At 61.3% G+C, this 992-nt stretch carries 1 protein-coding gene; it reads right to left on the reverse strand.

The annotated features are described in order from the left end of the window. Positions 1-960, reverse strand: a 960-nt coding sequence (locus P792_RS32900) for a hypothetical protein (RefSeq protein WP_035440522.1), incomplete at its 3' end; no start/stop codon positions are given. Positions 961-992: the final 32 nt, after the last annotated feature.

A 992-nucleotide genomic window follows, 5' to 3' on the forward strand; every position in this document is an offset into this window, starting at 1 on the left:
GCCGATATTACCCAGTGCGGAACCGAGAGCGAAACCACCGCCCACACCGGCCAGGGTGTTGCCAATCGTAGCCGTGCCGAAGAGCTTCGTTTTCATGGCTCCCGAAAGCCAGCCGCTCGAACTCGCCACGCTCGATGCGGGCGAACCGGCCCCGGCAATTGAGACACTAGCCGCCTTGTTGCCGACCGAGCCGCCCATGGCCAGCGTGTCAGACAGACCCGTAATCGTATTGCGTGAGCCGCCATCCAGCGCGTTTAGGGCCGGGTTAATCAGCGCCATCTTGGCCACCAGCCCGACTATCTGCGTTTGCAGGCCGGACAGGATCGAGCCGAAATCGACCGCGCCTTTTCCGCTCTGCACAAAGGCCTGCGTGACGCTGTTCGTCAGCGTGTCGAACATGCCGCTCAGGCTCCCTGTCAGATCATCGAGCGCCGATTTCTGATGCTGATAAGCGTTGGTTGCCATCTGGATGGCCGCCACATTGTCGAGATAGGCCTGGCTTGTTTTCGAGTTGATATCGCCGCCCGCCTCGAGAATGCGGTTGCGCTCTTTCATCACCGCAATCTGCACCGATACGGCGTTGCTGTTTTGTCCGATCGCTGCCGTCTGGGCCTTGATGACTTCCAGATCCAGCGATTGCCCATAGAGCTTGCCCGCATTGGCCATATCGACCTGCGAGGCCGTGGCCGATTTGAGCGATCCTGTCAGGATATCGAGTTGTCGGGCCTGTTCGGCTGTGCCGTCGATCGAGGTCGCACGCACTTTCTCGACGGCCTCCATCGCCTGTTGGTACTGCGTGAGCGAGCCTTTCGAGGCATCATAGCCCGCCAGCAGATCCTGCTCGGCCTGGGTGTGCTCGTTGATGGCCGCAACGGACTGATTGAATTGCCCCGTCAGGATTTCCTGTTGCCTGGCCTCGGCTTCCGCCAGCTGGGTGGCGGTCGCGTGCGCCTGGCCCATACGCCGCGCCGCTTCCTCGACCTGTTGATGCA

Origin of the sequence: Asaia sp. SF2.1 (genome assembly GCF_000505765.1) — a bacterium.
Classification (GTDB): domain Bacteria; phylum Pseudomonadota; class Alphaproteobacteria; order Acetobacterales; family Acetobacteraceae; genus Asaia; species Asaia bogorensis.